Annotated in this window: 20 protein-coding genes, 4 tRNA genes and 1 pseudogene; 8 read left to right on the forward strand and 17 right to left on the reverse strand. The window is 60.4% G+C overall.

Features of this window, described 5'->3' with window-relative positions:
• Window positions 1–14 precede the first annotated feature (14 nt).
• The 3 genes from HKK57_RS01380 to HKK57_RS01390 all read right to left on the reverse strand — a co-directional run bounded on the left by HKK57_RS01380 (window position 15) and on the right by HKK57_RS01390 (window position 4387).
• Complete coding sequence (locus HKK57_RS01380; RefSeq protein WP_169389679.1) at window positions 15–1889, reverse strand: MFS transporter; 1875 nt, start codon at window positions 1887–1889, stop codon at window positions 15–17.
• A 66-nt stretch (window positions 1890–1955) separates the two neighbouring features.
• Window positions 1956–3110, reverse strand: coding sequence for a TDT family transporter (locus HKK57_RS01385; RefSeq protein WP_169389680.1), 1155 nt, complete (start codon window positions 3108–3110; stop codon window positions 1956–1958).
• Between the two features lie 92 nt (window positions 3111–3202).
• Window positions 3203–4387 carry an MFS transporter gene (locus tag HKK57_RS01390; RefSeq protein WP_169389681.1) on the reverse strand — a complete coding sequence of 395 codons (1185 nt, stop codon included), beginning with the start codon at window positions 4385–4387 and terminating at the stop codon, window positions 3203–3205.
• A gap of 90 nt (window positions 4388–4477) precedes the next feature.
• Between HKK57_RS01390 and HKK57_RS01395 the strand changes: the two genes are divergently transcribed.
• Window positions 4478–5023, forward strand: a complete 546-nt coding sequence (locus HKK57_RS01395; RefSeq protein ID WP_169389682.1) for a TetR/AcrR family transcriptional regulator — start codon at window positions 4478–4480, stop codon at window positions 5021–5023.
• Window positions 5024–5176: 153 nt separating this feature from the next.
• On the opposite strand, the gene HKK57_RS01400 is transcribed toward HKK57_RS01395, so the two are convergent.
• From HKK57_RS01400 to HKK57_RS01415, 4 genes are all read right to left on the reverse strand, one after another.
• Window positions 5177–5956 (reverse strand): ABC transporter permease, encoded by a 780-nt coding sequence (locus tag HKK57_RS01400; protein WP_029292774.1) that lies wholly within the window; start codon window positions 5954–5956, stop codon window positions 5177–5179.
• Window positions 5953–6885, reverse strand: coding sequence for an ABC transporter ATP-binding protein (locus HKK57_RS01405; RefSeq protein WP_092234993.1), 933 nt, complete (start codon window positions 6883–6885; stop codon window positions 5953–5955). The genes HKK57_RS01400 and HKK57_RS01405 overlap by 4 nt, the downstream gene beginning before the upstream one ends.
• A gap of 134 nt (window positions 6886–7019) precedes the next feature.
• Complete coding sequence (locus tag HKK57_RS01410; protein WP_104911887.1) at window positions 7020–7637, reverse strand: glutathione S-transferase family protein; 618 nt, start codon at window positions 7635–7637, stop codon at window positions 7020–7022.
• Window positions 7638–7680: 43 nt separating this feature from the next.
• Complete coding sequence (locus HKK57_RS01415) at window positions 7681–8340, reverse strand: transglutaminase-like domain-containing protein (protein ID WP_029292768.1); 660 nt, start codon at window positions 8338–8340, stop codon at window positions 7681–7683.
• A gap of 202 nt (window positions 8341–8542) precedes the next feature.
• Here HKK57_RS01415 and HKK57_RS01420 point away from each other — a divergent pair, with 202 nt between their 5' ends.
• Both HKK57_RS01420 and HKK57_RS01425 read left to right on the forward strand, forming a co-directional pair.
• Window positions 8543–10990 (forward strand): acyl-CoA dehydrogenase, encoded by a 2448-nt coding sequence (locus HKK57_RS01420; RefSeq protein WP_029292766.1) that lies wholly within the window; start codon window positions 8543–8545, stop codon window positions 10988–10990.
• A gap of 76 nt (window positions 10991–11066) precedes the next feature.
• Window positions 11067–11474 (forward strand): PA2817 family protein, encoded by a 408-nt coding sequence (locus HKK57_RS01425; protein ID WP_029292764.1) that lies wholly within the window; start codon window positions 11067–11069, stop codon window positions 11472–11474.
• A gap of 157 nt (window positions 11475–11631) precedes the next feature.
• On the opposite strand, the gene HKK57_RS01430 is transcribed toward HKK57_RS01425, so the two are convergent.
• Window positions 11632–12564, reverse strand: coding sequence for a LysR family transcriptional regulator (locus HKK57_RS01430; RefSeq protein WP_029292762.1), 933 nt, complete (start codon window positions 12562–12564; stop codon window positions 11632–11634).
• 90 nt (window positions 12565–12654) lie between these two features.
• Between HKK57_RS01430 and HKK57_RS01435 the strand changes: the two genes are divergently transcribed.
• On the forward strand, window positions 12655–13281 hold the full coding sequence (locus tag HKK57_RS01435; RefSeq protein WP_092234982.1) for a hypothetical protein: 627 nt from the start codon (window positions 12655–12657) through the stop codon (window positions 13279–13281).
• Window positions 13282–13436: 155 nt separating this feature from the next.
• Complete coding sequence (locus tag HKK57_RS01440) at window positions 13437–15176, forward strand: dipeptidase (protein ID WP_169389683.1); 1740 nt, start codon at window positions 13437–13439, stop codon at window positions 15174–15176.
• Window positions 15177–15279: 103 nt separating this feature from the next.
• Here HKK57_RS01440 and HKK57_RS01445 read toward each other — a convergent pair.
• From HKK57_RS01445 to HKK57_RS01460, 4 genes are all read right to left on the reverse strand, one after another.
• Window positions 15280–15355: transfer RNA gene (locus HKK57_RS01445), tRNA-Gly, on the reverse strand.
• A gap of 3 nt (window positions 15356–15358) precedes the next feature.
• A tRNA-Glu gene (locus HKK57_RS01450) sits at window positions 15359–15434 on the reverse strand.
• A 105-nt stretch (window positions 15435–15539) separates the two neighbouring features.
• Window positions 15540–15615, reverse strand: a tRNA-Gly gene (locus HKK57_RS01455).
• A 2-nt stretch (window positions 15616–15617) separates the two neighbouring features.
• Window positions 15618–15693: transfer RNA gene (locus tag HKK57_RS01460), tRNA-Glu, on the reverse strand.
• 358 nt (window positions 15694–16051) lie between these two features.
• On the opposite strand from HKK57_RS01460, the gene HKK57_RS01465 reads away from it, so the two are divergent.
• Both HKK57_RS01465 and HKK57_RS01470 read left to right on the forward strand, forming a co-directional pair.
• A complete protein-coding gene (locus HKK57_RS01465) occupies window positions 16052–16822 on the forward strand; it encodes a hypothetical protein (protein WP_029292756.1) in 771 nt (256 codons plus the stop codon).
• A gap of 124 nt (window positions 16823–16946) precedes the next feature.
• Entirely contained in the window at window positions 16947–17759 is an 813-nt protein-coding gene (locus HKK57_RS01470; RefSeq protein WP_029292754.1) for an alpha/beta fold hydrolase, read from the forward strand.
• Between the two features lie 70 nt (window positions 17760–17829).
• On the opposite strand, the gene HKK57_RS27235 is transcribed toward HKK57_RS01470, so the two are convergent.
• The 4 genes and pseudogenes from HKK57_RS27235 to HKK57_RS01485 form a co-directional block, all read right to left on the reverse strand.
• Entirely contained in the window at window positions 17830–18747 is a 918-nt protein-coding gene (locus tag HKK57_RS27235) for a methyl-accepting chemotaxis protein (protein ID WP_371128920.1), read from the reverse strand.
• Window positions 18742–19806: pseudogene (locus HKK57_RS27240) on the reverse strand (methyl-accepting chemotaxis protein); the annotation flags it as partial. The gene HKK57_RS27235 and the pseudogene HKK57_RS27240, both read right to left, overlap by 6 nt.
• Window positions 19807–19884: 78 nt before the next feature.
• Window positions 19885–21309, reverse strand: a complete 1425-nt coding sequence (locus HKK57_RS01480; protein WP_133714250.1) for an aminotransferase-like domain-containing protein — start codon at window positions 21307–21309, stop codon at window positions 19885–19887.
• 205 nt (window positions 21310–21514) lie between these two features.
• A complete protein-coding gene (locus HKK57_RS01485; RefSeq protein ID WP_092234769.1) occupies window positions 21515–22276 on the reverse strand; it encodes an SDR family oxidoreductase in 762 nt (253 codons plus the stop codon).
• A gap of 226 nt (window positions 22277–22502) precedes the next feature.
• Between HKK57_RS01485 and HKK57_RS01490 the strand changes: the two genes are divergently transcribed.
• On the forward strand, window positions 22503–23510 hold the full coding sequence (locus HKK57_RS01490) for an NADP-dependent oxidoreductase (protein WP_092234766.1): 1008 nt from the start codon (window positions 22503–22505) through the stop codon (window positions 23508–23510).
• A 117-nt stretch (window positions 23511–23627) separates the two neighbouring features.
• Here HKK57_RS01490 and pyrF read toward each other — a convergent pair whose 3' ends face one another.
• Window positions 23628–24326 (reverse strand): orotidine-5'-phosphate decarboxylase, encoded by a 699-nt coding sequence (gene pyrF / locus HKK57_RS01495; protein WP_029292743.1) that lies wholly within the window; start codon window positions 24324–24326, stop codon window positions 23628–23630.
• Between the last annotated feature and the right edge of the window lie 254 nt (window positions 24327–24580).

Genomic DNA, 24580 nt, shown 5'->3' on the forward strand with positions numbered 1-24580 from the left:
CGGCAAGCCGGGTCCTACAGGGTGGTGCCACGCAATGCCAGCACTTGTTCCTGCAAGGCTTCTGGCGTCGCCTGCTCCACCGCCAACGGCGGCGCCGCTACCAACGTCACCCGCGACCAGATCCGGTGAAAGATGCCCTTGTTCGGATCGCGGCTGAAAAAGCTCCCCCACAACCCCTGCAACGCCATGGGAATCACCGGCACCGGGGTTTCCTCAAGAATCCGCGTCACCCCACTCTTGAACTCGTTGATCTCACCGTCGGCGGTCAATTTGCCTTCCGGGAAGATACACACCAGCTCCCCGTCCTTCAGATATTGGCTGATACGCTGGAAGGCCTTTTCGTAGATCTCCAGGTCTTCATGGCGCCCGGCAATCGGAATCGCCCCCGCCGTGCGGAAGATAAAGTTGAGCACCGGCAAACGGTAGATCTTGTAATACATCACAAAACGAATCGGCCGACGCACCGCCCCACCAATCAGCAATGCATCGACAAACGACACATGGTTGCACACCAGCAACGCCGCGCCTTCGTCCGGGATGTGTTGCAGGCCGCGATGCTGCACGCGGTACATGGAGTGGCCGAGCAGCCAGATCATGAAGCGCATGGTGAACTCGGGCACGATCCTGAAGATGTAGGTGTTGACCGCAATGTTAAGCAGTGACACCACCAGGAACAGCTCGGGGATCGACAGCTTGGCCACACTCAGCAGCAGGATGGTGACAATCGCCGAGACCACCATGAACAACGCATTGAGAATATTGTTGGCGGCAATCACCCGCGCCCGCTCGTTCTCGGCGGTGCGCGACTGGATCAAGGCGTACAGCGGCACGATATAGAAACCGCCAAACACCCCCAGGCCGAGGATATCGATCAACACCCACCAGGCCTGGCTGTAACCCAGGACAGCAAGCCAATCGTTGGCTTGAACGTTCTGCGGGAAGCCGCCGGAATGCCACCACAACAACAGGCCAAACACTGTCAGGCCAAACGACCCGAAGGGCACCAGGCCGATTTCCACCTTACGCCCGGAGAGTTTTTCACAGAGCATCGAGCCCAACGCGATACCGACCGAGAACACCGTGAGGATCAGGGTCACCACTGTCTCATCGCCATACAGCCACTCTTTGGCGTAGGCCGGGATCTGCGTGAGGTAAATCGCCCCGACAAACCAGAACCACGAGTTGCCGACAATCGAGCGCGACACGGCCGGCGTTTGTCCCAGGCCCAGGCGCAAGGTGGCCCAGGATTGGCTGAAGATGTTCCAGTCCAGGCGCATCTCGGGGCTCGATGCCGCAGCGCGAGGGATGCCGCGGCTGGCCAGGTAACCCAGCACCGCAATCGCGACAATGGCGGTGGACACCACAGGTGCGTAGTCGGTTGAGGACATCATGACCCCGGCGCCGATGGTCCCGGCGAGAATGGCCAGAAACGTGCCCATCTCCACCAGGCCATTACCGCCGACCAATTCCTCTTCGTGCAAGGCTTGCGGCATGATCGAGTACTTCACCGGGCCAAACAGCGCTGAATGGGTGCCCATGGCAAACAGCGCCAGCAGCATCAGTTCCAGGTGATTGGTCATAAAGCCCACGGCGCCGACGGCCATGATCACGATCTCGCCGATCTTGATCGCGCGAATCAATGCATCCTTGTTGAATTTCTCGCCAAACTGCCCGGCCAGGGCCGAGAACAGGAAGAACGGCAGGATAAACAACAAGGCGCAGAGGTTGACCCAGATCGAGCGGTCGCCCTCGATCGCCAGCTTGTAGAGAATGGCGAGGATCAACGATTGCTTGAAGATATTGTCGTTGAACGCGCCCAGGGACTGAGTAATGAAGAACGGCAAAAAGCGCCGTTTGCGCAGCAAGGTGAATTGCGAGGGGTGGCTCATCGTCCGTGTTCCTGGTGGCCTGAAGGCTTTATTGATTTTTCAGGCCACGACTTTACCTAATCCCGCTTACTTATTCCCCAATCCTGCAATACACGGTGAAACAAACAGCTCGCCTTTATAGGCACCCTGCACGGTGCGCTTACCGACAACCAGCCACATCAGGGCCAGGGCGGCGACCAACACGCTGCCGGTCACGCTGAAAAATGCCAGGTGCAAGGTACTGCCCAGTTTCAAGGTGGTCAGGGCATACACCCCCAACGGGAAGGTAAAGCCCCACCAACCCAGGTTGAATGGAATACCGGCGCGCAGGTAACGCAGGGTGATCAGCACCGCGATCAACATCCACCACAAGCCCAGGCCCCACAGGGTGATGCCGGCCACCAGCCCCAGGCCTTCGGCAATCGCGCCGATACCGGCAAACCCATTGGCGGCGAAAATCGCCGGCGCATCGTTGCCCAGCAACAACATACCCAGGGCGCCGGTGCCGATCGGGCCAAGGGCCAGCCAGCTCGATGCGGCCATATTGGCGTGGGGCAGTTTATGCAGGGCCATGCGCAGCATCAGGATCGTCAGAATGCTGAATGCAACCGGTAGGGAAAATGCCCAGAGCACGTAGCTGGTCACCAGCATCACCAGTTGCGAATGGGCGTCGGCGAGGTGCGGCGCCAGCAGGCCTCCACTGGCGGCGGCGACTTCGGCAGCCACCACCGGCAGCAGCCAGACAGCTGTCATCTGGTCGATGCTGTGCTCCTGACGGGTAAACATCATGAACGGGATCAACACCCCGCACGCCAGGGCCATCGCCACGTCCAGCCACCACAGGGCTTCGGCCAATTGCACCACGCCCTCGCCCCAGCGCGGCAGGCCAAACAGCAGCAAGCCGTTGATGATGGTTGCCAGCCCCATGGGAATGGTGCCGAAAAACATCGAGACCGTGGAGTGCCCGAAAATCCGCCGCGCCTCGTCGTAGAACATCACCCAGCGCGCCGCGTATAAGCCGCTGAACAACACAAACAGGAAAATCGTCAGCAACCACAGCCCTTCGGCGACGGCATAGACGCACGGCAGTTGCACCGGCAATTGCGCCAGGGCCAACGCCAGCACGCCGGTCCCCATGGTGGCGGCGAACCAGTTCGGGGTGAACTGGCGAATCACCTCCCTGGGGCCCGCCAAGTGGCTGAACGGTTTGTAACGAGTGGCAATGCTATTGGGGCACGTCATGGTTCAATCCTCTTCCTCGTATGAGGTTGAGCCCATGATAGAAGCGCAGCGAATATCTATATAACGGGTAATATCTCTAACTGTTATCTATTTCACCTATATATAGCCTTGACCGGTGCTTGCTTCATCAAGCCAATCAAGGCCCCGAGCGCCAGTACGATCAGCACCGCACCGTAGCCGTCGGTGGTAGCGATCAGGCCAAAACTACGGGTCAGGTTGCCCGCCAGCAGGGCCGGGAGGCAAAACGCCAGGTAGCTGAGAACGTAAAACGCCGACATCAACCCGGCCCGCTCATGGGGCAACGCCAGGGGCACCACACTGCGCACCGCGCCGAGGAAACCCGCGCCAAAACCGCTACCGGCGACCAGCGTCGCGAGAAAAAACAGTGGCAGGCTGGCGCTGTGGACCGCGCCGAGAATCAGCGCAACACCCGTGGCCAACAGGCCTGCTCCCAAGCGCAGTACCTTATCTGCCGGGCGATTGCGCAGGCTGAAGATCATCACCGCGCCACTGAGGGTCAACACGGCGACCAGACCGCCACCGATCAGGTTGGAAGTCGAACCAGTCGCCGCGCGCACCAGCGACGGTGCCAGTGACAAGTAAAAACCGCCCATCGCCCACACGGCGATATCCACCGGCAGCGACAGCCACAAGGCCCGACGCGCCTGGGGCGGCACGTGCAAGGTGGGCCATAGCGAGGCCAGCGCGCCCGGCATGCGGCTGACGCTTTCCGGTAGCTGCCAGACATAGAGGCTCTGCACCAGCATCAGCGCAAACAAGGCCCAATAGATCAACTGGGTCGGCAGCGGCGCGAACTCCACCAGCAAACTGCTGCCCATGGCGCCACAGGCCATGCCCAGCAAGGGCGCAACACTGTTGACCAACGGGCCCTGCTGGCGGTCAGTGTCGAGCAAGGCGGCACCGAGTACGGCGGTAGCCATGCCCGTGGCAAACCCCTGCAAGGTGCGGGCAGCGATCAGCCAGGCGACACTGTCTGCGTGGATAAAGAGCAGCATCGCCAGCATATTCAAGACCAGCGCGGCGAAGATCACGGGTTTGCGTCCCAGGTGATCCGATAGCGAGCCGACAGTCAGCAACGCTGCCAGCAGGCTCAAGGCATAGACGCCGAAGATCAGGGTCAGGGTGCCGGCGGAAAAATGCAGGCCTTCCTGGTAAAGGTGATACAACGGCGTCGGCGCACTGGAGGCGGCGAGAAACGTCAGCAGGGTGATCGCCAGGAACACCAGGCTGGAACGGTAAGAAGTGACGGTGGACATGGGCACGCTCCGCTAAAGCTAATATTTTGCTTTTGCTGAGTGTGCTACTGCATCGGGCTTAAAGCAAATTCTTTGTGTTAAGGTTTTGGCATGGCGATAAAAGAAGGCCTCCGCCCGGGGGGCCGTAGTGCCCGGGTGCAAGAATCAGTTCATTCGGCGGTGCGCCAATTGCTACAAGAGCAAGAGCGCGCCAGCGTGACCGTGCCGCAAATCGCTGCACGTGCCGGGGTCACTCCGTCGACCATTTACCGGCGCTGGGGCGACCTCGCCGCCCTGCTCGCCGACTTCGCCTTGGCCCGCATGCGCCCGGACAGCGAGCCGGCCAACACCGGCAACCTGCGCGGCGATCTGCAAGCCTGGGCCGAGCAGTATCTGGACGAGATGAGTTCGGAACCGGGGCGCAACATGATGCGCGACGTGCAGTGCAGCCAGACGCCGGGGTATTGCGTGACCATTCTGGGCGGGCAGTTGCAGGTGATCCTGGATCGTTACCAGGGTAGCGGCCAGGCATTGCCCAGCGTGGATCGGCTGATCAATCTGCTGGCGGCGCCGACGGTGTTTCGGATTCTGTTTGGCGCTGCGCCGATGCGGGTCGAAGAACTGCATGAACTGATCGAAATCGCCCTGCAGCCCTGAGCTACACACAAATCCAAATGTGAGAGCAGGTTTGTGTAGGAGCGGGCTTGCCCGCGATAGCGGAGTGTCAGGTTAGATACAGTTGACTGACCCACTGCCATCGCGGGCAAGCCCGCTCCCACACAAGCCAGCCCCTACATTTTTAGACCTTGCTTAGGTACGCATACCACGCCCGCTCACCAGCAACCGCGCGCAGCCGATATACAACACCACCGTCGCCACGATCATGAAGGTGATCGCCACGCTGATCTTGATATCCGACACCCCGAGGATCCCGTAGCGAAAGGCATTGACCATATGCAACACCGGGTTGGCCATCGACACGGTCTGCCAGAACGGCGGCAGCAAGGTGATCGAATAAAACACCCCGCCCAGGTAGGTCAGCGGGGTCAGCACAAAGGTCGGGATGATCGAAATATCATCGAAGTTGCGCGCAAACACTGCGTTGATAAAGCCCAGCAGCGAGAAGATCGTCGCCGTCAGCACCACCACCAGGATGGTCACCCCCAGGTGATGCACCTGCAGGTCGGTGAAGAACATCGACAGCACCGTCACAATCGCCCCGACCATCAGGCCGCGCAATACGCCGCCCAGGGTGTAGCCGATCAGGATGGTGTGCGGCGAGACCGGCGAGACCATCAGTTCTTCGATGGAGCGCTGGAACTTGCTGCCAAAGAAACTCGACACCACGTTGCCGTAGGAGTTGGTGATCACCGACATCATGATCAGCCCCGGCACGATGTACTCCATGTAGGTGAAGCCGCCCATGTCGCCAATCTGCCGGCCGATCAGGTTCCCGAAGATCACGAAGTACAGGACCATGGTGATCGCTGGCGGTAGCAGGGTCTGCGGCCAGATGCGCATGAAGCGCTTCACTTCGCGGTAGACAATGGTGTTGAGCGCTACCAGGTTGGGTTGGAACTCGGAACTCATACCGCCACCTTCGCCAGATTTTTCTCCACCAGGGACACGAACAACTCCTCAAGGCGATTGGTTTTGTTACGCAGGCTCAACACCTCAATATTCTGCAAGGCCAACTGGCTGAACAGCGCGGTGATGCCCACAGCTTTATCGACCTGTACTTCCAGGGTATGGCTGTCTACCAGGCGGGTTGGGTAGCCGATCAGTTGCGGCGGCACCGACAGGTTGTTCTTCAGGTCGAGGAGGAACGTCTCCACATGCAACTGGCCCAGCAGGTTGCGCATGCTGGTGTTTTCGACAATGGTGCCGTGGTCGATGATGCCGATGTTGCGGCACAACTGTTCAGCCTCTTCCAGGTAATGGGTGGTGAGGATGATGGTGATGCCTTTCTGGTTCAGTTCGGTGAGGAAGGTCCACATCGAGCGACGCAACTCAATGTCCACCCCCGCCGTCGGCTCGTCGAGGATCAGCAGGCGCGGCTCGTGCACCAGGGCACGGGCGATCATCAGGCGCCGCTTCATGCCGCCGGACAGGGAACGTGATGGCACGTCGCGCTTGTCCCACAACCCCAGTTGGGTCAGGTACTGCTCGGCGCGCTCCTTGGCGACCTTCGGCGGGATGCCGTAGTAACCGGCCTGGGTCACTACGATATCGAAGGTCTTTTCAAACTGGTTGAAGTTGAACTCCTGGGGTACCACGCCAATGCTGCGCTTGAGGGCAGCCGGGGATTTGTCCAGGTCGTGACCAAAGATATTGACCGTGCCACTGGTCTTGTTGACCAGGGTCGACAGAATGCCGATGGTGGTGGATTTGCCGGCACCGTTGGGGCCGAGCAACGCAAAAAAGTCACCTTCAGCGACATCCAGATCGATACCACTCAGGGCCTGGAAACCGTTGCCGTAGGTTTTGGTTAGCTGCCGGATGGACAGAGCGGAACTCATATCGGATTACGCACCAAGGAAGGGAATAGAAAGAATAGATAAGGGCGCGCCCTACGCAATACAACTGCGGCGCACGGCAAGCATGGTGCTTGCCCGCGCCGCACAAGTACAGTCACCTGTATTAATAGTCAGTATTAAGTCAACGCGGTCATAACCGCTTTTTGATAGGCCGGGCGTTGCTGCAAACGCTGGTACCACGCTTCCAGATGGGGCATCGACGGGCGCTCGATAGGCATCTCGAACCAGGCATAGATAAAGCTGCCCAGGGGAATGTCACCCATGCCGATCTCGCTGCCGGACAGGTAGGGCTGCTCGGCCAGGGCCTGGTCCACGGTATTCAACACCTCGATACAGGCCTTGCGCCCGGCATGGATGTTGTCCCAGTTCTGTTGCTCGGCCGGGGTCCGCAGAATGCCCCAGAACACCGTCTTGAACGGTTCGGCAAAGGTCGAAGTGGTCCAATCCATCCACTTCTCGGCGCTGGCTCGCGCCTGCAGATCCGTGGGGTACCAGCTCGATGCCTGTTTGGCGCAGAGGTAACGCACGATGGTGTTGGATTCCCACAACACGAACTCGCCGTCCTCGATCATCGGCACCCGGCCATTAGGGTTCAGCGCCCGATATCGCGGCGTATCGACCACACCAAAGGCCCCGCCCGCATCAATTGCCTCATAGTCCAGGCCGAGCTCCTCGGCGCACCACAGTGCCTTCCTGACGTTTGACGAATTTTTACGACCCCAGATCTTCAGCATGACCGCCTCCCAGTGGATGAATGCCGCAGCAGCATACGCCGGTTCAGCCGCGACTCAAATCACTCTGCATATCGCCTAACACTTTCGGCGACTGCTCGCCAAACAGGTGTGGGTAACATTTCTCCAGGTGGGAAAAGAAGAATTCCTCGGGCACCTCGGCAAATTGCCCATGGTCCACCACGTACTCCATGGAGCGCTGTCCCTGGCGGTTGAAGGGGTGAAACACACTGTCATTGATCCCGTCGAAATCCAGTGGCGGCACATCGAATAATTCGCACAGTTGGCTGTTGAACGCTGGCGTGGCCTTGACCCAGCGCCCGTCCAGATACAGTTCGGTGTAGCCGTGCATGGCGAACACATCACTCTTGAGCAACTCGATCAGGCGCGGGGTCGACAAATGATTGCGCACGTCCGCCAGGCCAATACGCGACGCTATGCCGCAATGCCGGGCGCAGGCGGCCAGCAGGGTGGCCTTGGGCACGCAATAACTCTGCCCGGCGGCCAGGGCGTAGCTGCCCGCCAGGGTTTGCGGATCGCGACTGAAGGTGTAAGGGTTGTAGCGCACCGCTTCACGCACGGCGTAATACAGGCTGACTGCCTGGTCACGGGGATCGCGGCTCACACCGCGGTGTTTTTCGGCGAACTCCACCACCGCAGGGTGGTCACTATCGATGAAGCGGCTGGGACTCAAGTACGCATTCATGGGGATTTTCTCCGAGGCGAGCCTGGAGTCTAACCACAGGCCCGACCGAGGGATAACGACGATTCGGCCAAATGTCGGCGCCTGCTGCCTGTGACTGGAGAGCACTTCCCGCCACACCACGTAACACCCTCAGACACCGCTTTTCCGGATGCCGGCTAAGCTCTGAGGGTGCTTCTGCCCCTGGTTTCACGGAGGATTGAATATGCTGTTGTTGTGGATACTGGTTCTGGTGCTCGGCATTGCCTACCTGGCACACCGTCGTACCGCGCCCCTGCCCGCCCTGGGTGTGGTCGCCGTCTATCTGTTGGCGATGGGCGCCTTCAGCCATGCGCCGGGCTGGCTGCTGCTGGTGTTCTGGGTCCTGCTGGCGGCAGTCGCCGCGCCACTGCTGCTGCCCGACCTGCGCCGCCAGTATTTCACCGCACCGCTGTTCAACTGGTTCCAGAAAGTACTGCCGCCAATGTCCGAGACCGAGCGCGACGCCATCGACGCCGGTACCGTGTGGTGGGACGGTGAACTGTTCAGCGGTCGCCCCGACTGGGACAAGTTGCTGGCCTACCCCAAGGTGCAGTTGACCGAAGAAGAACAGGCCTTTATCGATGGCCCTACCGAAGAGCTGTGCGCCATGGTCACCGACTGGGAAATCGGCCAGGCCATGGACCTGCCGGCGGCGGCCTGGGACCATATCAAGCAACATGGCTTCTTCGCCCTGATCATCCCCAAGGAGTACGGCGGCAAGGGCTTTTCAGCCTACGCCCACTCCCAGGTGGCGATGAAACTGGCGACCCGCAGCGGCGACCTCGCTTCCACCGTCATGGTCCCCAACTCCCTGGGCCCCGCCGAACTGCTGCTGCACTACGGCACCGATGAACAACGCAACCATTACCTGCCACGCCTGGCCCGTGGCGATGATATCCCGTGCTTTGCCCTGACTGGCCCGCTGGCCGGTTCCGATGCCGGCGCGATGCCCGACACCGGGGTGATCTGCAAAGGCGAATGGGAAGGCAAGGAAACCCTCGGCCTGCGCCTGAACTGGGAAAAACGCTATATCACCCTGGGCCCGGTCGCGACCCTGCTCGGCCTGGCCTTCAAGGCCCATGACCCGGATCACCTGCTGGGTGAAGAAGAAGACCTGGGCATCAGCCTGGCCCTGATCCCCACCGATACCCCTGGCGTGGAAATCGGCCGCCGTCACCTGCCCCTGGGCGCCGCCTTCATGAACGGCCCCAACTCCGGCAAGGATGTATTCATTCCCCTGGACTTCCTGATCGGCGGCCAGGAGATGCTCGGCAAGGGCTGGATGATGCTGATGAACTGCCTGTCGGTTGGCCGTTCGATTTCCCTGCCGGCGGTGGGTACTGGTGCGGCCAAGTTCACCAGCCTGGTGACTGGCCAGTACGCCCAGGTGCGTGAGCAGTTCAACGTGCCACTTTCCGCCTTCGAAGGCATCCAGGAAGCCCTGGCCCGAATCGGCGGCAATGCCTGGCTGATGGACAGCGCACGGATGCTCACCGCCAATGCCGTCGACCTGGGGGAGAAACCCTCGGTGCTCTCGGCGATCCTCAAGTACCACCTGACCGAGCGCGGTCGCGAGTGCATCAGCCACGCCATGGATGTGCACGGCGGCAAGGGCATCATCATGGGCCCCAATAACTATCTGGGTCGCAGCTGGCAAGGGGCGCCGATTTTCATCACCGTCGAAGGTGCGAACATCCTTTCGCGCAATCTGATGATCTTCGGCCAGGGCGCGATCCGCTGCCACCCGTTCGTGCTCAAGGAAATGGCCCTGGCCGGTCGTGAAGACCGCGACCAGGCGCTCAAGGAGTTCGATGGCTTGTTGATGCAGCATATCGGCTTTGCCGTAAGCAACGCCGCCAGCACCCTGGTGTTGAACCTGGGCCTGGGTCACTTCGAAAAAGCTCCAGGCAACCGTTTGAGCCAGGGCTACTTCCGTGCGCTCAATCGCCAGGCCGCGGCGTTCGCCCTGCTTGCGGACCTGAGCATGATGCTGCTGGGTGGCGAGTTGAAACGACGCGAACGCCTGTCGGCACGGCTGGGCGACGTGCTCAGCCATATGTACCTGGCGTCGGCGGCGCTCAAGCGTTACCACGACCTCGACTCCCCGGACCATCTGGAACCGCTGTTTGCCTGGGCCATGGAGGAAAGCCTTGGCCAGTCGGAGCGCGCGCTGGATGAGTTGCTCAGCAACTTCCCCAACAAAGTGCTGGGCTGCCTGATGCGGGTCATCGTGTTCCCGTTCGGTCGTCGCCACAAAGGCCCATCCGATGCGCTGGACGCCGAAGTCGCGGCGGTGATTGGACGCGCCAAGGGCGATCCGACCCTCGAAGAGCTGCTGGCAGGCTGCTACCGTCCACAGTCGGCGGAAGATCCGGTTGGCGCGCTGCAACATGCCTACGACCTGCTGGGTGCCAGCCATCCGTTGCAAAAAACACTGCACGCCGCCCTCAAGAGCGGGCAGGTCAAGCCACGGGCCGGGGAACACGCCATCGATGCCGCACTGGAAGCTGGCGTGCTGCAACCGGCCGAAGCACAAACCCTGCGCGACGCGGAAGCGGCGCGGCGCAAGGTGATCGACGTGGATGACTTCAGCAAAGAGGAGTTGGCCCAGGCACCTGGCCGAGTCCGCTGATACCGGCGGTCATATAAAAGCGGGCGCGAGAGCTATATACTCTCGCGCCCGTTTTTGCTTTTGAGGACTTACTCTCGTGTCCAACGTCGTTGCCGATCATCTCGTCTTGCTCGACCACCTGCGCAGTATCCTGGTTGCCGTCGGCGAAGCCGAACAGGTTCCCGAGGAAAGCCACGCTCTGTTCCTGGAACGCTTTGATGAACTGCGGGCCATGCTGCCCATCGACCCGATCGAAAGCCAATACCTGGGCCAGGACATGATGAGCCAGGTCATCCTGCGCTACCCACAGATTGCCCATCTGGTGCCGCGCGACCTGCTCTGGTTCTTCGGCGGTGATTGCCTGCACTTCATGCCCGATGAAGAACTGGATATGTACCAGGCTCTGGAAGAACGCCGCTTCGAAGCCGAACAGAACGATGAACCGTTCGACTGGAACCAGGAAAAACAGCTGCTGGCCATGCCCCACGACCAGTCCAAGCACTGATCCCGAACACACTGAATATCAAATGTGAGAGCGGGCTTGTGTGGGAGCGGGCTTGCCCGCGATGGCTGAGTGTCAGTCGATGATTGGTTGACTGATACACCGCCATCGCGGGCAAGCCCGCTCCCACATAAGCCCGCACACATTTCCGACCGCGCTCCTACCGCCGGCGCAATGTCGGTTCCCTGGCCATGCACTCCACCAGATAATCGATAAACACCCGCAGTTTTGGCGGCAAATACCGCGTGGGTGAATGCAGCAACCAGGCATCCCCATGGTACGAGGCAATGAAATCCCATTGCGCCAGCACCTGTACCAACCGCCCCTCCTCCAAGGCATGCCGAGCAGTGAAATACGGCAGGCTGCCAATCCCCACATCCTGCAACACCGCATCCAACCGCACCCCGGTGTGATTGGCCGCATAGCGACCGCGCACGCCCACCGTCACTGTCTTGCCAGACTGGCGGAATTTCCAGCGCGCGTCCCCAGGGGTTTCGCCCAGGTAGATACAACTGTGCTCCAGCAAGTCATGGGGATGCAGCGGCGTGCCATGGGCAGCCAGATACTGCGGCGTGGCACACAGCAGATGCTCGATGGGCAGTAACTGGCGCCCTACCAACCCCGGCGGCGGGCTATCGGTGATGCGAATGCTCAGGTCGACATTGTCATCAATCAAATCTACCTGCCGATCTTCGAGGATCAACTGCACATCGACCTTGGGATAACGCCGCAGAAACTCCGGCATATGCGGGTGCACCACAAACCGCCCCACCGCCTTGGGCACGCTGATACGCACCAGCCCTTCGGCCTCGTGGGTGTACTGACCGCTGATTTCCATCACCGAGCGCGCGGCATTGACCATGTCCTGGCAGCGCTTGAAGACTTCTTCGCCCCCTTCGCTCAAGCGCAGCTTGCGCGTGGTGCGCTGCAATAGCCGGGTAGCCAGGGCCTTTTCCAGGCGCGAGATGCTGCGGCTCACCGCCGACGGCGAAGCCCCCAGTTGGCGCGCTGCTGCAGAGAAACTGCCGGTTTCTACCACCCTGACGAAAATCGCCATTTCGCCCAGCAGTGGCAAAGGAAGATTGATGCTCATGACGCACAAGTCCATTGAGATTTCAGCGGATTATCACCCATTGGCGCACTACTTATACTGCTGTGTAGAACCCTGATGCGGATGTAGACGATGACCCAGCGCCTGTTTTTTACCCATGACCACCTGGTTGCCGATGTTGATGTGCTGGAGTGCACGCCCGTTGAGCAGCAGTTTGCGGTAGTCCTGCAGTCCACCATTTTCCACCCCCAGGGGGGCGGTCAACCCTTTGACACGGGCTGGCTGGGACAAAGCACCGTATTGAAAGTAGTGCAGGAAGCAGAGCGCATCGTGCACTACGTCGACCAGCCCGTCGCACTTGGCCCCGTGCAAGCGCGGGTCGACGGCCAACGTCGCACCCTGCATACACGCCTGCATTCTGCCGGGCACTTGATCGGCAATGCCGGTGAAACCCTGGGCTGGATGCCGATCAAGGCCCACCACTGGCCCGGTGAAGGCAAGATCAGTTTTATCCGTGGGGAATCGGCCCAAGACATGCAAGCTGATGCCTTGCAGGAACAGGTCAACCAATGGATCGGCGCCGACCTGCCACGCCATATGACGCTGGACGGCGGCACCCGGGAAGTCGGTTTCGGTGACCTGCCGGCCTACGCCTGCGGCGGCACGCATGTACAAGCCCTCGCCCAGGTAGGCCAGGTCACGATCCTCGGCCTGTCGGAGAAAAAGGGCACGCTGTCGGTGCGCTACAGCCTGGACTGACAGGCTGGTGGCGGGCGGCGTTTTCTTATTGAGATAGGACATCACCCTGCCGGGGGGCTCCCCTCCAGCGGGTGGGTGGTGCTAGTGTGTGAAAATATTTCCGACATAAAAATCGGAAACTTCTTACTCACCACCTGCAAAGGAATGCCCCAGCAATGGACTTCTCCCTCAAGCACCTGGCCGCCGCCACCCTGATGGTCGCCAGCCTGTCTTCAATTAGTGTGTCTGCCGTCGCCAGCATCAACCCGCAACAGAGTGCGACTATTCTCAAAACGCTGAATGACGCCTCGATCAAGGACTTCCGTACGTTCCTCGGCAACCTGGGCAAAAGCGACATGGCGAAATCCGCCAATCTGGGCCCGGCCATCACTGCCTTTCTCGACAACAAGCCGCTGACCGCCGAGCAACAGAACGATATCCATCGCCTGCTAGGCCTCTATGCCCGGGTGAAATACGGTGCAGCCGCCACCGAAACCCTGCGTGAACTGGTGGCCATCCCGACCTTCCAGGTTGAGGGTGTTGCCCAGCACGACAACCCCGAATTCAAAAAGATTGCCGAAAAAATCATGGCCCTGGCGCAGTCCTTCAACCTGAGTTTTCGCAATATCGATGATCGCGTCTACGAAATCTCCCTGGAAGGTGCCGGCGACGAAGTGGTCGGCATTCACGCCCACGCCGACGTGGTGCCGGTAACACCGGAAAACTGGGTGTTGAAAGACGGCACCCGACTCGACCCCTTTAAGGTCACATTGATTGGCGATCGCATGTATGGCCGCGGCACCGAAGATGACAAGAACGGTATCGTGGTAACGCTGTATGCCATGAAAGTGATCAAGGAAGAAAACCTGCCACTGGCGCGCAACTTCAAGCTGCTGGTAGACACCACCGAAGAAACCACCGGCGACGCCATCCCCTACTACTTTGAACACAACCCAACGCCGAACTACAACCTGGCGCTGGATGGCGGCTACCCGGTCGTCATCGCCGAGAAAGGTTATGGCACGGTCATGGCGACCTTTGCCAAGCGCAAGGCCGATGGCAAGGGCGCCGAAATCATCGCCATGACCGGCGGCCTCGCAACCAACCAGATTCCTTCGGCGTCAGTAGCCACATTGCGCAGCGATAAACCTGCCGAGCTGGCCGCCAGCCTGCAACAGGCCGGCACTGCATTTGCCAAGGCCAATGGTGGCGATTTCACGGTGGATGCCAAGGTTGATGGCAAAGACGTCAAGCTCACCGTTACCGGGGTGTCAGCCCACTCTTCCGAGCCCGAATCCGGTATCAACCCAGTGGCGCGGATGCTGGTCTTTATCAACAGCCTGGACGGCAAGGTTGCACTCAAGCACAACGAGATCACCGACGCTGCGCGCTACGCCGCCGATAACTGGGGCCTGGATTACCTGGGTGGCAAATTGGGCGTGGGCTTTTCCGACGCGTTCATGGGGCCGTTGACCACATCCCTGACGTTTGTCGGCATGGATGACAAGGCCTTCAAGCTGGCGGTCAACCTGCGGGTACCAAAAGGCAAATCCCCGGAAACGCTCAAGAAAGAGATCGCCGACAAGCTTAGCGCCTGGAGTAACAAGACCCATATTTCGCCGACCTTTGATTACTCGGTGGCCGCACCGATGTATCGCAACCCCGAAGGTGAATGGGTCAAGGCACTGCTGGCCGTGGCCACGGAAAACCTGGGCATGGAATCCAAGTTCGGCACCTCCGCTGGCGCAACGTCCGTGCATGATCTGCCCAATGGCGTGCAATTCGGCCTGGCCCGGCCGGACGCCAAGTACACCGGGCACACCGACAACGAGTTCAAGACCACCGAGCAGTTCCTGCTGGACCTGCAGATCGTCACCGAAATGATGGGGCGTATCGGGCAGTTACCGAAACTCTGAGCCAAGGCCTGGACCCGCTCTTGCGGCGGGTCCATTGACTGCGAGTTTAAATCCCGGACAAACAAAAACGCCGATCATTTCTGATCGGCGTTTTTGTTGAATATGGAGCGGGAAACGAGACTCGAACTCGCGACCCCGACCTTGGCAAGGTCGTGCTCTACCAACTGAGCTATTCCCGCAAATGGCGTCCCCTAGGGGACTCGAACCCCTGTTACCGCCGTGAAAGGGCGGTGTCCTAGGCCACTAGACGAAGGGGACACGCTAACTGAAACACATGGTGTGTATTCCAGTGCCCAGAGGCCTTGTCCGAAGACTTGGTCCTGGTTTCACTCAGTGCCGCCCGAAAGCCACACTGTTTAAAAATGGAGCGGGAAACGAGACTCGAACTCGCGACCCCGACCTTGGCAAGGTCGTGCTCTACCAACTGAGCTATTCCCGCAATGGCGTCCCCTAGGGGACTCGAACCCCTGTTACCGCCGTGAAAGGGCGGTGTCCTAGGCCACTAGACGAAGGGGACACACGTACAACATTCACTCCCTACCGCGTTTCGCTGTGTGCTTTACGCTGTAAGTGGCGCGCATTCTATGGATGGATTGAAAGGTCGTCAACCCCCAAGGATAAATTTATTTAAATCAATGACTTCGCCATGCTTTACAGGCACTGCCGGGGTTTCTCGCCGTCCAGGCTTTGGCGCCTATATTCTGGCGCCCGACAAGGCGTTATAGTCCTGCCCGGCAAATGATGGCAATGTGCATCTATACAGACGATACCTACATATACAGGTGAAAGCACTGACTCATCTCGTCGAAGAGTCCTATCCGCCGCATGCGCCAATCACTACACTTCAACGCACATCCTATAAAGAGGTCACACCGGTGACACCACTCATGATCACCCTGCTGGTAATAGCCGGGATCGTAATACTGATCGCCATTGGCTACATGAACCATGTGGTGGAAAACAACAAACTGGAAAAAGCCCGGGCCCAGATAGAGCTCAACGATCGGCTGCGCCGCTGTGGCGAGATCACCGAGACGTTCCCCGGCCAACTGATGACGCCGCAGCTCAAGCTGCTGCTGACCCGCCTGGAACTGAACGTCAACCAACGCATGCTCCACCTCAACAAATCCAGCGCAACCATCAAGGCACGTATTGCCGAGCTGGAAGCTCTCGTGGGCCAGGGCGAATCGATCCCGGTGAACAACCCCCCGGGGCCGATCCAGACCGAAGCCAAAGCCAAGGATGTGCGCTTCCTGCTCGAAGCCCTGCACGGCCAGGTCACCCGCGCCGCCCAGGACGGTTTTCTGCCCACCAATGAGGCCAAGCACTGGATCCGTGAGATCCGTCACCTGCTGGTGCTGCTGCATATCGAGTTCTTCAACAATCTGGGCCAACACGCATTGCAACAGGCGCAGCCCGGCCAGGCACGCCTGGCCTTCGAGCGCGGCGTGCAATACCTGCGCAAGCAGCCCGAGCCGGCCACCTACAGCCAGCACTTGCAACTCCTGGAAAAACAATTGGCACGCGCCAACTCCATGGTGCTGACCAACAGCCAGCAGACCGCAGAAGAAGTCAATGAACTGACCTCAGGCTTGAAAGCCGATGACGCGGATGCCGAATGGAAAAAGAAAGTCATCTACGATTGATCCCCTCCTGTGCTGAGTCACCGGGTGCATTTCCTGCACTCGGTGCCATCATCCTGCGGCTATCCCCTCTTCTATAATTCGCGTACAAAAGTGCACTTCATGCGCTTGACCAAGGAGGCCCGCCATGCCTGTCGCCATCATTGATGACCAACCCTTGCACTACGTGGACCAAGGCTCTGGCCCGGCTGTCCTGCTCGGCCATAGCTACCTGTGGGACCAGCAGATGTGGGCCCCGCAGATTGCCGCGCTGTCGCAACAGTACCGAGTGATCGTGCCGGAGCTATGGGGCCACGGAGAGTCCGGCCCAATGCCAGCACAGACCCACAGCCTGGACGACCTGGCGCGCCAGACCCTGGCATTGCTGGACCACCTGGGCGTTGCCAAGGTCAACCTGGTGGGCTTGTCAGTCGGCGGCATGTGGGGCGCCCCGCTGGCGTTGCTGGCGCCCGAGCGGGTCAATAGCCTGGTGCTGATGGACACCTATCTGGGCGCAGAGCCTGAGGCTACCCGCGAAAAATACTTCGCACTGCTCAGCGCGATTGAGGCCACGGGGGCTATCTCTGATGCGCTACTGGATATCATCGTACCGATCTTCTTCCGCCCCGGTATCGACCCCGACTCTGCGCTGTATCAGGACTTCCGCCAGTCCCTGCGTGCCCTGCCCCGGGACCGCCTGCTACACAGCATCGTGCCCCTGGGCCGCCTGATCTTTGGTCGTGACGATGCACTGGAAGGTTTGTCCCGCCTGGACCCCAATACGACATTGGTAATGTGTGGCACCGATGACCAGCCACGCCCACCTGCAGAAGCACAGGAAATGGCTGACCTGATCGGTTGCGACCTGGTATTGATCCCGGACGCTGGGCATATTTCCAGCCGGGAAAACCCTGATTTCGTCAACGAAGCGCTGCTCACCTTTCTGGCCAATCACGCCTGAGGCGACAAGGCTGTTGTGGCGAGAAGGCTAGCCCTCTCACCACAACAACCCCCAGCGCGGCTAATTCAGATCACAGCCGAAAATGCCCCACCATGCCCTTGAGCTCCGCCCCCAGTTGCGCCAACTCGATACTCGAGGCGGCGTTCCCCTGCATGCTAAGCGCCGATTGATCGGCACTGGCGCGAATGCTGGTGACGCTGCGGTTGATCTCTTCGGCCACCGAGCTCTGCTGTTCGGCCGCGGCCGCGATCTGCTGGTTCATTTGTTGGATCAGCGAGACCGCTGCGGCAATGCTGCCCAAGGCGCTTTCGGTTTCCAGGGCATCGCTGACGGCCAGCTTCACCAGTTCACCGCTGTGCTGGATATCACGCACTGAAGACTGCGCGGCACTGCGCAAGGTACTTACCAGGCGTTCGATTTCCTCTGTCGATTGCTGGGTGCGCCTGGCCAGCGCCCGCACTTCATCGGCAACCACCGCAAAGCCGCGCCCTTGCTCGCCAGCGCGTGCCGCCTCGATGGCGGCGTTGAGCGCCAGCAGGTTGGTTTGCTCGGCGACGCTTTTGATCACCTCCAAGACGCTGCCGATGTTCTGGATTTCCGCGCTCAGGCTCTCGATGCTGGTACTGGCGGATGTCGCGGAACTGGCCAGCAACTCGATACGCTGCAGGCTCTGGCGCACCACCTGCTGACCACTGTCGACCTTGTCGTCGGCGGTCTGCGCCGCTTGCGCGGCCTGCTCGGCATTGCGTGCCACATCGTGCACCGTGGCGGCCATCTGGTTCATGGCGGTGGCGACCTGCTCGGTTTCTTCTTTCTGGCTGCTGACTTCGATATTGGTCTGCTCGGTCACGCTGGACAGCGACTGGGCCGAGCTGGCCAATTGCTCAATCCCCGCTTGCAACCCGCTGACCATGCTACTCAGGCCGCTGCCCATCTGCTGCATCGCCTGCATCAACTGGCCCATTTCATCCTGTCGGCTCACATCCATGCGCCCGCTGAGATCCCCGGCGGCGATCTGCCGGGCCACGGCGATCACACTGCGCAGTGGCATCACGATCAAGCGGGTAATCAGCCACGCAGCAATCACCCCGACCAACAAGGCCAGGGCCGAGGAAACAATGATCAGCAAGCTACTTTCGGCCAACTGCGCCTGCATCGACTGGTCCTGCTCGGCATAGGCCCGGTTGACCTGCGAAACCACCTGCGCCGCCCGCTCATGCAATTGCTGGTAGACGATCTTCTCCTGGGCGAGCAGGTCAGTGTATTCGGTGAGTTTTTCGCTAAAGGCGCCAATATGCCCGACCACTTCGCTGAGTACGGTCTGATAGCCGGGGTCCTTGACCAGGGTCTTCAGTTGTTCAGCCTGGGCCAGGGCATGATCGGCCTGTTCTATACGGCCTTGCCCGGCACTGTCCTCATCACCCTTGCGGCTTTGATCCAGGCGCACCCGCGCTTCATTCATGGCCTGCAACATCAGGCGCGAAACCTGCCCCACCTGCCCGGCCTGCTCGATAAACTCAGCCCCCTCCTTGCCCTGGCTTTCCTTGAGGCCATAAGCCCCGTCGTCGGCCAGGCCGGCCTGCAATACATCAAGGTTGTTGGCGACACTGGACACCGACCAACTGGCCATTTCCAGCGCCAGGTCCTTGGCCTGGGTCAGCTCGACAAACTCGTCAAACGCCTTGCGATAGGCGCCCAGGGCCTGCTCGACCTCGGTCATGTCGAGTGCCAGGGCTTCGGCTACCAGGCTGTCAACCCGTTCATGCAGGGCCTCGACCGACTTGGTATCGGTGCGCAGCGCATACTCCTGCTCGATCAAGCGCACATTCAGCAGCCCCTGATTGAGCGAGGACATGCCCTTGAGCCCCACAAAACGCTGGCCAACACTTTGCAGGGACCACACACCAATCGCCGCCACCAGTGCAGTCAACAGCAATACCAGGGCAAACCCCAGCCCCAGCTTCCTCGCCAGCCCAAGGTTGGCAAATCGTCGTTGCACGGCCGAAATCATTGCGCAAAGTCCTCTTGGCGTGGCGAATGCCAGCATGCCGGGTTTCCATGGGACGAGATTCGCAACCCCAGGCCCCGCAACACAAGACGTTGGCGCCACAATAATGGCAAAAAGCTACACGCCCGTCGTTTTCAGGATGGTAGAGGTCGATCCCGCAGGCCCCATGGCCTTGAACAACGCCAACGCTCGATGATCGCCGGCATAGGCCACATTGATCCGCAGCCAGTCTGCGTGCTCGCCGACAGGGCTGAACAACTCCCCGGAAGACAGCAAGACCCCCAGCCGTCTGGCCCTCGCGTGCAACATTGCCGCGCCCCCCGCCTGCGGGCGGGCCCAAACAAACATGCCGCCCGCGGGCACCGCAAAGACCTCCCACTCTTCGTCCTCCAGCACCTGCAGGGTCTTGGCCATCTCCGCGCTCAACCGCCTGCGCAGGCGTTGCAGCCATTTGCGGTAGGTGCCGTTGGCCAACAGGCTCGCCACCACCGCCTCAGCGAAGCGGGAGGTGCCGATACCGGTCAGGGTCTTGAGCTTGAGCAAACGAGTGATGAGCGCGGTACTGCCCGTGAGATAGCCCACCCGTAGCGCGCTGCTCAGGGTCTTGGAAAAACTCGAGACGTAAATCACCCGATCATCATGGGGTAGCGCCGCCAGCCGGACACACGAGGCGTGCTGCAGGTCGCCATAGACATCTTCCTCGACAATCAGGAAGTCCCGGCTATGGGCCAGATGCAACAGACGTTCGGCCACCGCCAGCGAAAGGCTGGTGCCGGTCGGGTTGTGGTAAAGGCTATGGATGAACAGGCACTTTGGACGGTGGGTCACCAGCAGCGCTTCCAGGGCCTGGATGTCCGGGCCACTGCGGGCCCTGGGAACCTCCAGCATCGTGACACCGTGGAAAGCCAACTGACGATAAAGGTTGCCGTAGCCAGGGGTTTCAACCACCACCGTATCGCCAGCCTTGAGCAAGGTGCGTATCAACAAGTCCTGCGCATGGCTGGCGCCGTGGGTGGTGAGGATCCGCTCGGCAGTGGTGCTCACCTGGATCTGCGTCAGGCGCTTGTGCAATTGTTCGCGCAACGCCGGCAGCCCGAGAGGGGTGCTGTAACTGAAGACGCCCGCGGTGTCGGTACGGCTGATTTCGCGGATGGCGTAACTGATGTCATCGCTTTCACGCCAGGCATCCGGAAGCCAGCCACACCCCAGCTTCAACTCACCCAACTGGTTATCGGTAAAGGCCCCCCACCGGCGCTCCGCCCCTTCATACCACTGGTATTCCCCCAGGGGAGTGCTGGCAACCGGTTGCGCGGCGATCACAAACCCGGAGCCGGCCCTTGAGGCCAGCACCCCTGCGGCCACCATTCGCTCAAGGGCCTCGATCACACTGGATTGACTGAGCAGGTTGTCATGGGCCAGTTGCCGGATGGAAGGCAGGCGCGTCCCGGGGCTGACCCCACTCTCCCGAATCCATGCGGCAATGGCGCTGACAATTTGCTGAACCACCGGTACCGGGGCCTGCCGATTGATCCCTAAATCCATGAGCCACCCCCTTCAACTGTTTGGCATTTAACTCAAAACAGTTAAGCACAGAAGGTCAGGGTCGCCCTGTTCATAAATTTATTAAATTATTGATTTTATTGAATTATTTACCTAGTGAAACACAATGACCGAGGGCATCTTGCCATCTACGGAAACGCCCCACAGCCCTTAAAATCACTTTCTCAGCGGTACGCCGCCGCAGGTCCTAGATAGCCGTGGCACCACCGTCCACCGCCAATGCATGCCCCGTGGTGAACGCGGCGCCATCGCTGCACAGATACAGCACTGCACTGGCGATTTCCTCGACGGTGCCAATGCGCCCGACCGGATGCATGGCGGCGGCAAACTCGGCCTTGCGCGGATCGGCTTCATAGGCGCGGCGGAACATATCGGTGTCGATCACTGCCGGGCACACCGCGTTGACGCGGATTTTCTTTTTCGCATACTCGATGGCCGCCGACTTGGTCAGGCCAATCACCGCATGCTTGGATGCGGCATAAATACTCATCTTCGGCGCAGCGCCCAACCCCGCAACCGATGCGGTATTGACGATGGCCCCACCACCCTGGGCCAGCAGCAACGGCAACTGATACTTCATGCACAACCACACGCCCTTGACGTTGACGCCCATGATGGCGTCGAACTCATCCAGGGTGCCATCAGCCAGCTTGCCCTGTTCAATCTCGATGCCGGCATTGTTGAACGCGTAGTCCAGGCGGCCATAGCTGTGCAGTACCTGCTGCATCAGTTGTTGCACATCCGCCTCCAGGGTCACATTACAGCGCACGAACAGCGCCTCGCCGCCTGCCTCTCGGATCAACGCGACCGTGCCCTCGCCGCCCGCCACATCGAGGTCGGCGACCACAACTTTCAAGCCTTCTGCGGCGAATGCCAGGGCCGTGGCGCGGCCAATACCGTTGGCGGCACCGGTGACCAGGGCAACCTGGCCGGAAAACGTCATGCTCATTGCTTATATCCTTGGATGAATGCCCGTGGGCCCAGCATAGCCAGGGCCCGGCACCGCGCGTCAGCACTATCAGAAGGCCAGTTGAGCCCCCATGCGTAGCAGTGATAAGCCTGCCGTGCCCACTATCAAGCCAGCCTATCGACGGGCATTCGCAGCGATCGGCCGAACTTGCTCCCGGCGCCTGGAAGGTCTATCACTTGAGGCTCATTTACCCAGAGTCCTTGCCATGACTGCCCAGACCAACCGCCAATTCCTGCTTGCCAAACGCCCGGTCGGCGCGGCCACGCGGGACACCTTTACCTATCAGGAAGTACCGGTGGGCAACCTGGCGGATGGCCAGGTGCTGGTGCGCAACGAATACCTGTCCCTCGACCCGGCCATGCGTGGCTGGATGAATGAAGGCAAGTCCTACATCCCGCCGGTGGGCATTGGTGAAGTCATGCGCGCATTGGGCGTAGGCCAGGTCATTGCCTCGAACAATCCGAAATTCGCCGTCGGCGATTACGTCAACGGCGCCCTGGGCGTGCAGGATTACTTCCTCGGCGAGCCGCGTGGGTTCTACAAGGTCGACCCGAAACTGGCGCCCCTGCCGCGCTATTTGTCTGCGCTGGGCATGACCGGCATGACCGCCTACTTCGCGCTGCTCGACACCGGCGCGCCCAAGGCCGGCGATACCGTAGTGATTTCCGGGGCCGCCGGTGCCGTGGGCAGCATTGCCGGGCAGATCGCCAAGATCAAGGGTTGCCGCGTGGTGGGGATTGCCGGCGGCGCCGACAAGTGCAAGTTTTTGCTGGATGAACTGGGGTTCGACGCGGCCATCGACTACAAGCACGAAGACGTGCCGGCCGCCCTCAAGCGCGAATGCCCAAAAGGCGTGGACGTCTATTTCGATAACGTTGGCGGCGACATCCTCGACGCCGTGCTCAGCCGCCTGGCGTTGAAGGCGCGGGTGGTGATTTGCGGAGCCATCAGCCAGTACAACAATAAGGAAGCCGTGAAGGGCCCCGCCAACTACCTGTCACTGCTGGTCAATCGGGCGCGCATGGAAGGGTTTGTGGTGATGGATCATGCGGCGAACTTTGCCGCCGCCGGGCAGGAAATGGCCGGCTGGATGGCCCAAGGCAAGCTCAAGAGCAAGGAGGATATTGTCGAGGGCCTGGAGACGTTCCCGGAGACGTTGATGAAGCTGTTCAACGGCGAGAACTTCGGCAAGTTGGTGCTGAAGGTCAACTGACACCCCAAACCAATGTAGGAGCTGCCTTGCCAGCGATGCAGACACCTCGGTTTTTCAGTAACCACGAGGTGATGCTATCGCAGGCAAGCCAGCTCCTACGTGTTTAGCCCAAGGGCATCAGGCGATTTCGGCGACCACAGCGGCCAAGGCCTTGGCCGGGTCAGCCGCCTGGCTGATCGGGCGACCAATCACCAGGTAATCAGAACCCGCATCCAGCGCCTGGCGTGGCGTGAGGATACGACGCTGGTCGTCCTGGGCACTGCCTGCCGGACGAATCCCCGGCGTCACCAACTGCAGCGCCGGATGGGCGGCCTTCAACGCCTGAGCTTCCAGCGCCGAGCAGACCAGGCCATCGAGGCCGGCCTTCTGCGCCAGGGCAGCCAGGCGCAGCACTTGTTCCTGGGGCTCGATATCCAGGCCGATGCCGGCCAGGTCTTCACGCTCCATGCTGGTCAGCACGGTCACACCGATCAGCAACGGCTTGGGACCGCTGCGCTGCTCCAGCACCTCACGGCACGCAGCCATCATGCGCAGGCCGCCGGAGCAGTGAACGTTGACCATCCACACGCCCATCTCGGCCGCGGCCTTGACCGCCATCGCGGTGGTGTTGGGGATATCGTGGAATTTCAGGTCGAGGAACACCTCGAAGCCCTTGTCACGCAGGGTGCCGACGATTTCTGCTGCGCAGCTGGTGAACAGCTCCTTGCCGACCTTGACGCGGCAGAGCTTGGGATCCAACTGGTCAGCCAGCTTCAGTGCGGCGTCACGGGTGGGGTAATCCAGGGCGACGATGATAGGAGTCTGGCAGACGGACATTGGAATGGGCTCTCAGGCAAGTCGAAATCGGCGCGGATTGTAGCGCAAGCAGCGGCTTTGCGGGATCCGATGATCGGTAAATCCTCGGCAAGCGCCTATTTTCCTGGAATAACCGGCTAATATTTCAAAGTCGATACATTCACGACACGCCTACAACATGCCCCGGCAGTAGCCTTGCCCGCACGGCCCGACACGGCGCCTATGCTCACGCAATTACCCCGCTGCGGCCCTTGGGCCTGGCGGCCAACCTGGCA

The sequence above is a fragment of the Pseudomonas sp. ADAK21 genome (assembly GCF_012935735.1).
Lineage (GTDB): Bacteria > Pseudomonadota > Gammaproteobacteria > Pseudomonadales > Pseudomonadaceae > Aquipseudomonas > Aquipseudomonas proteolytica.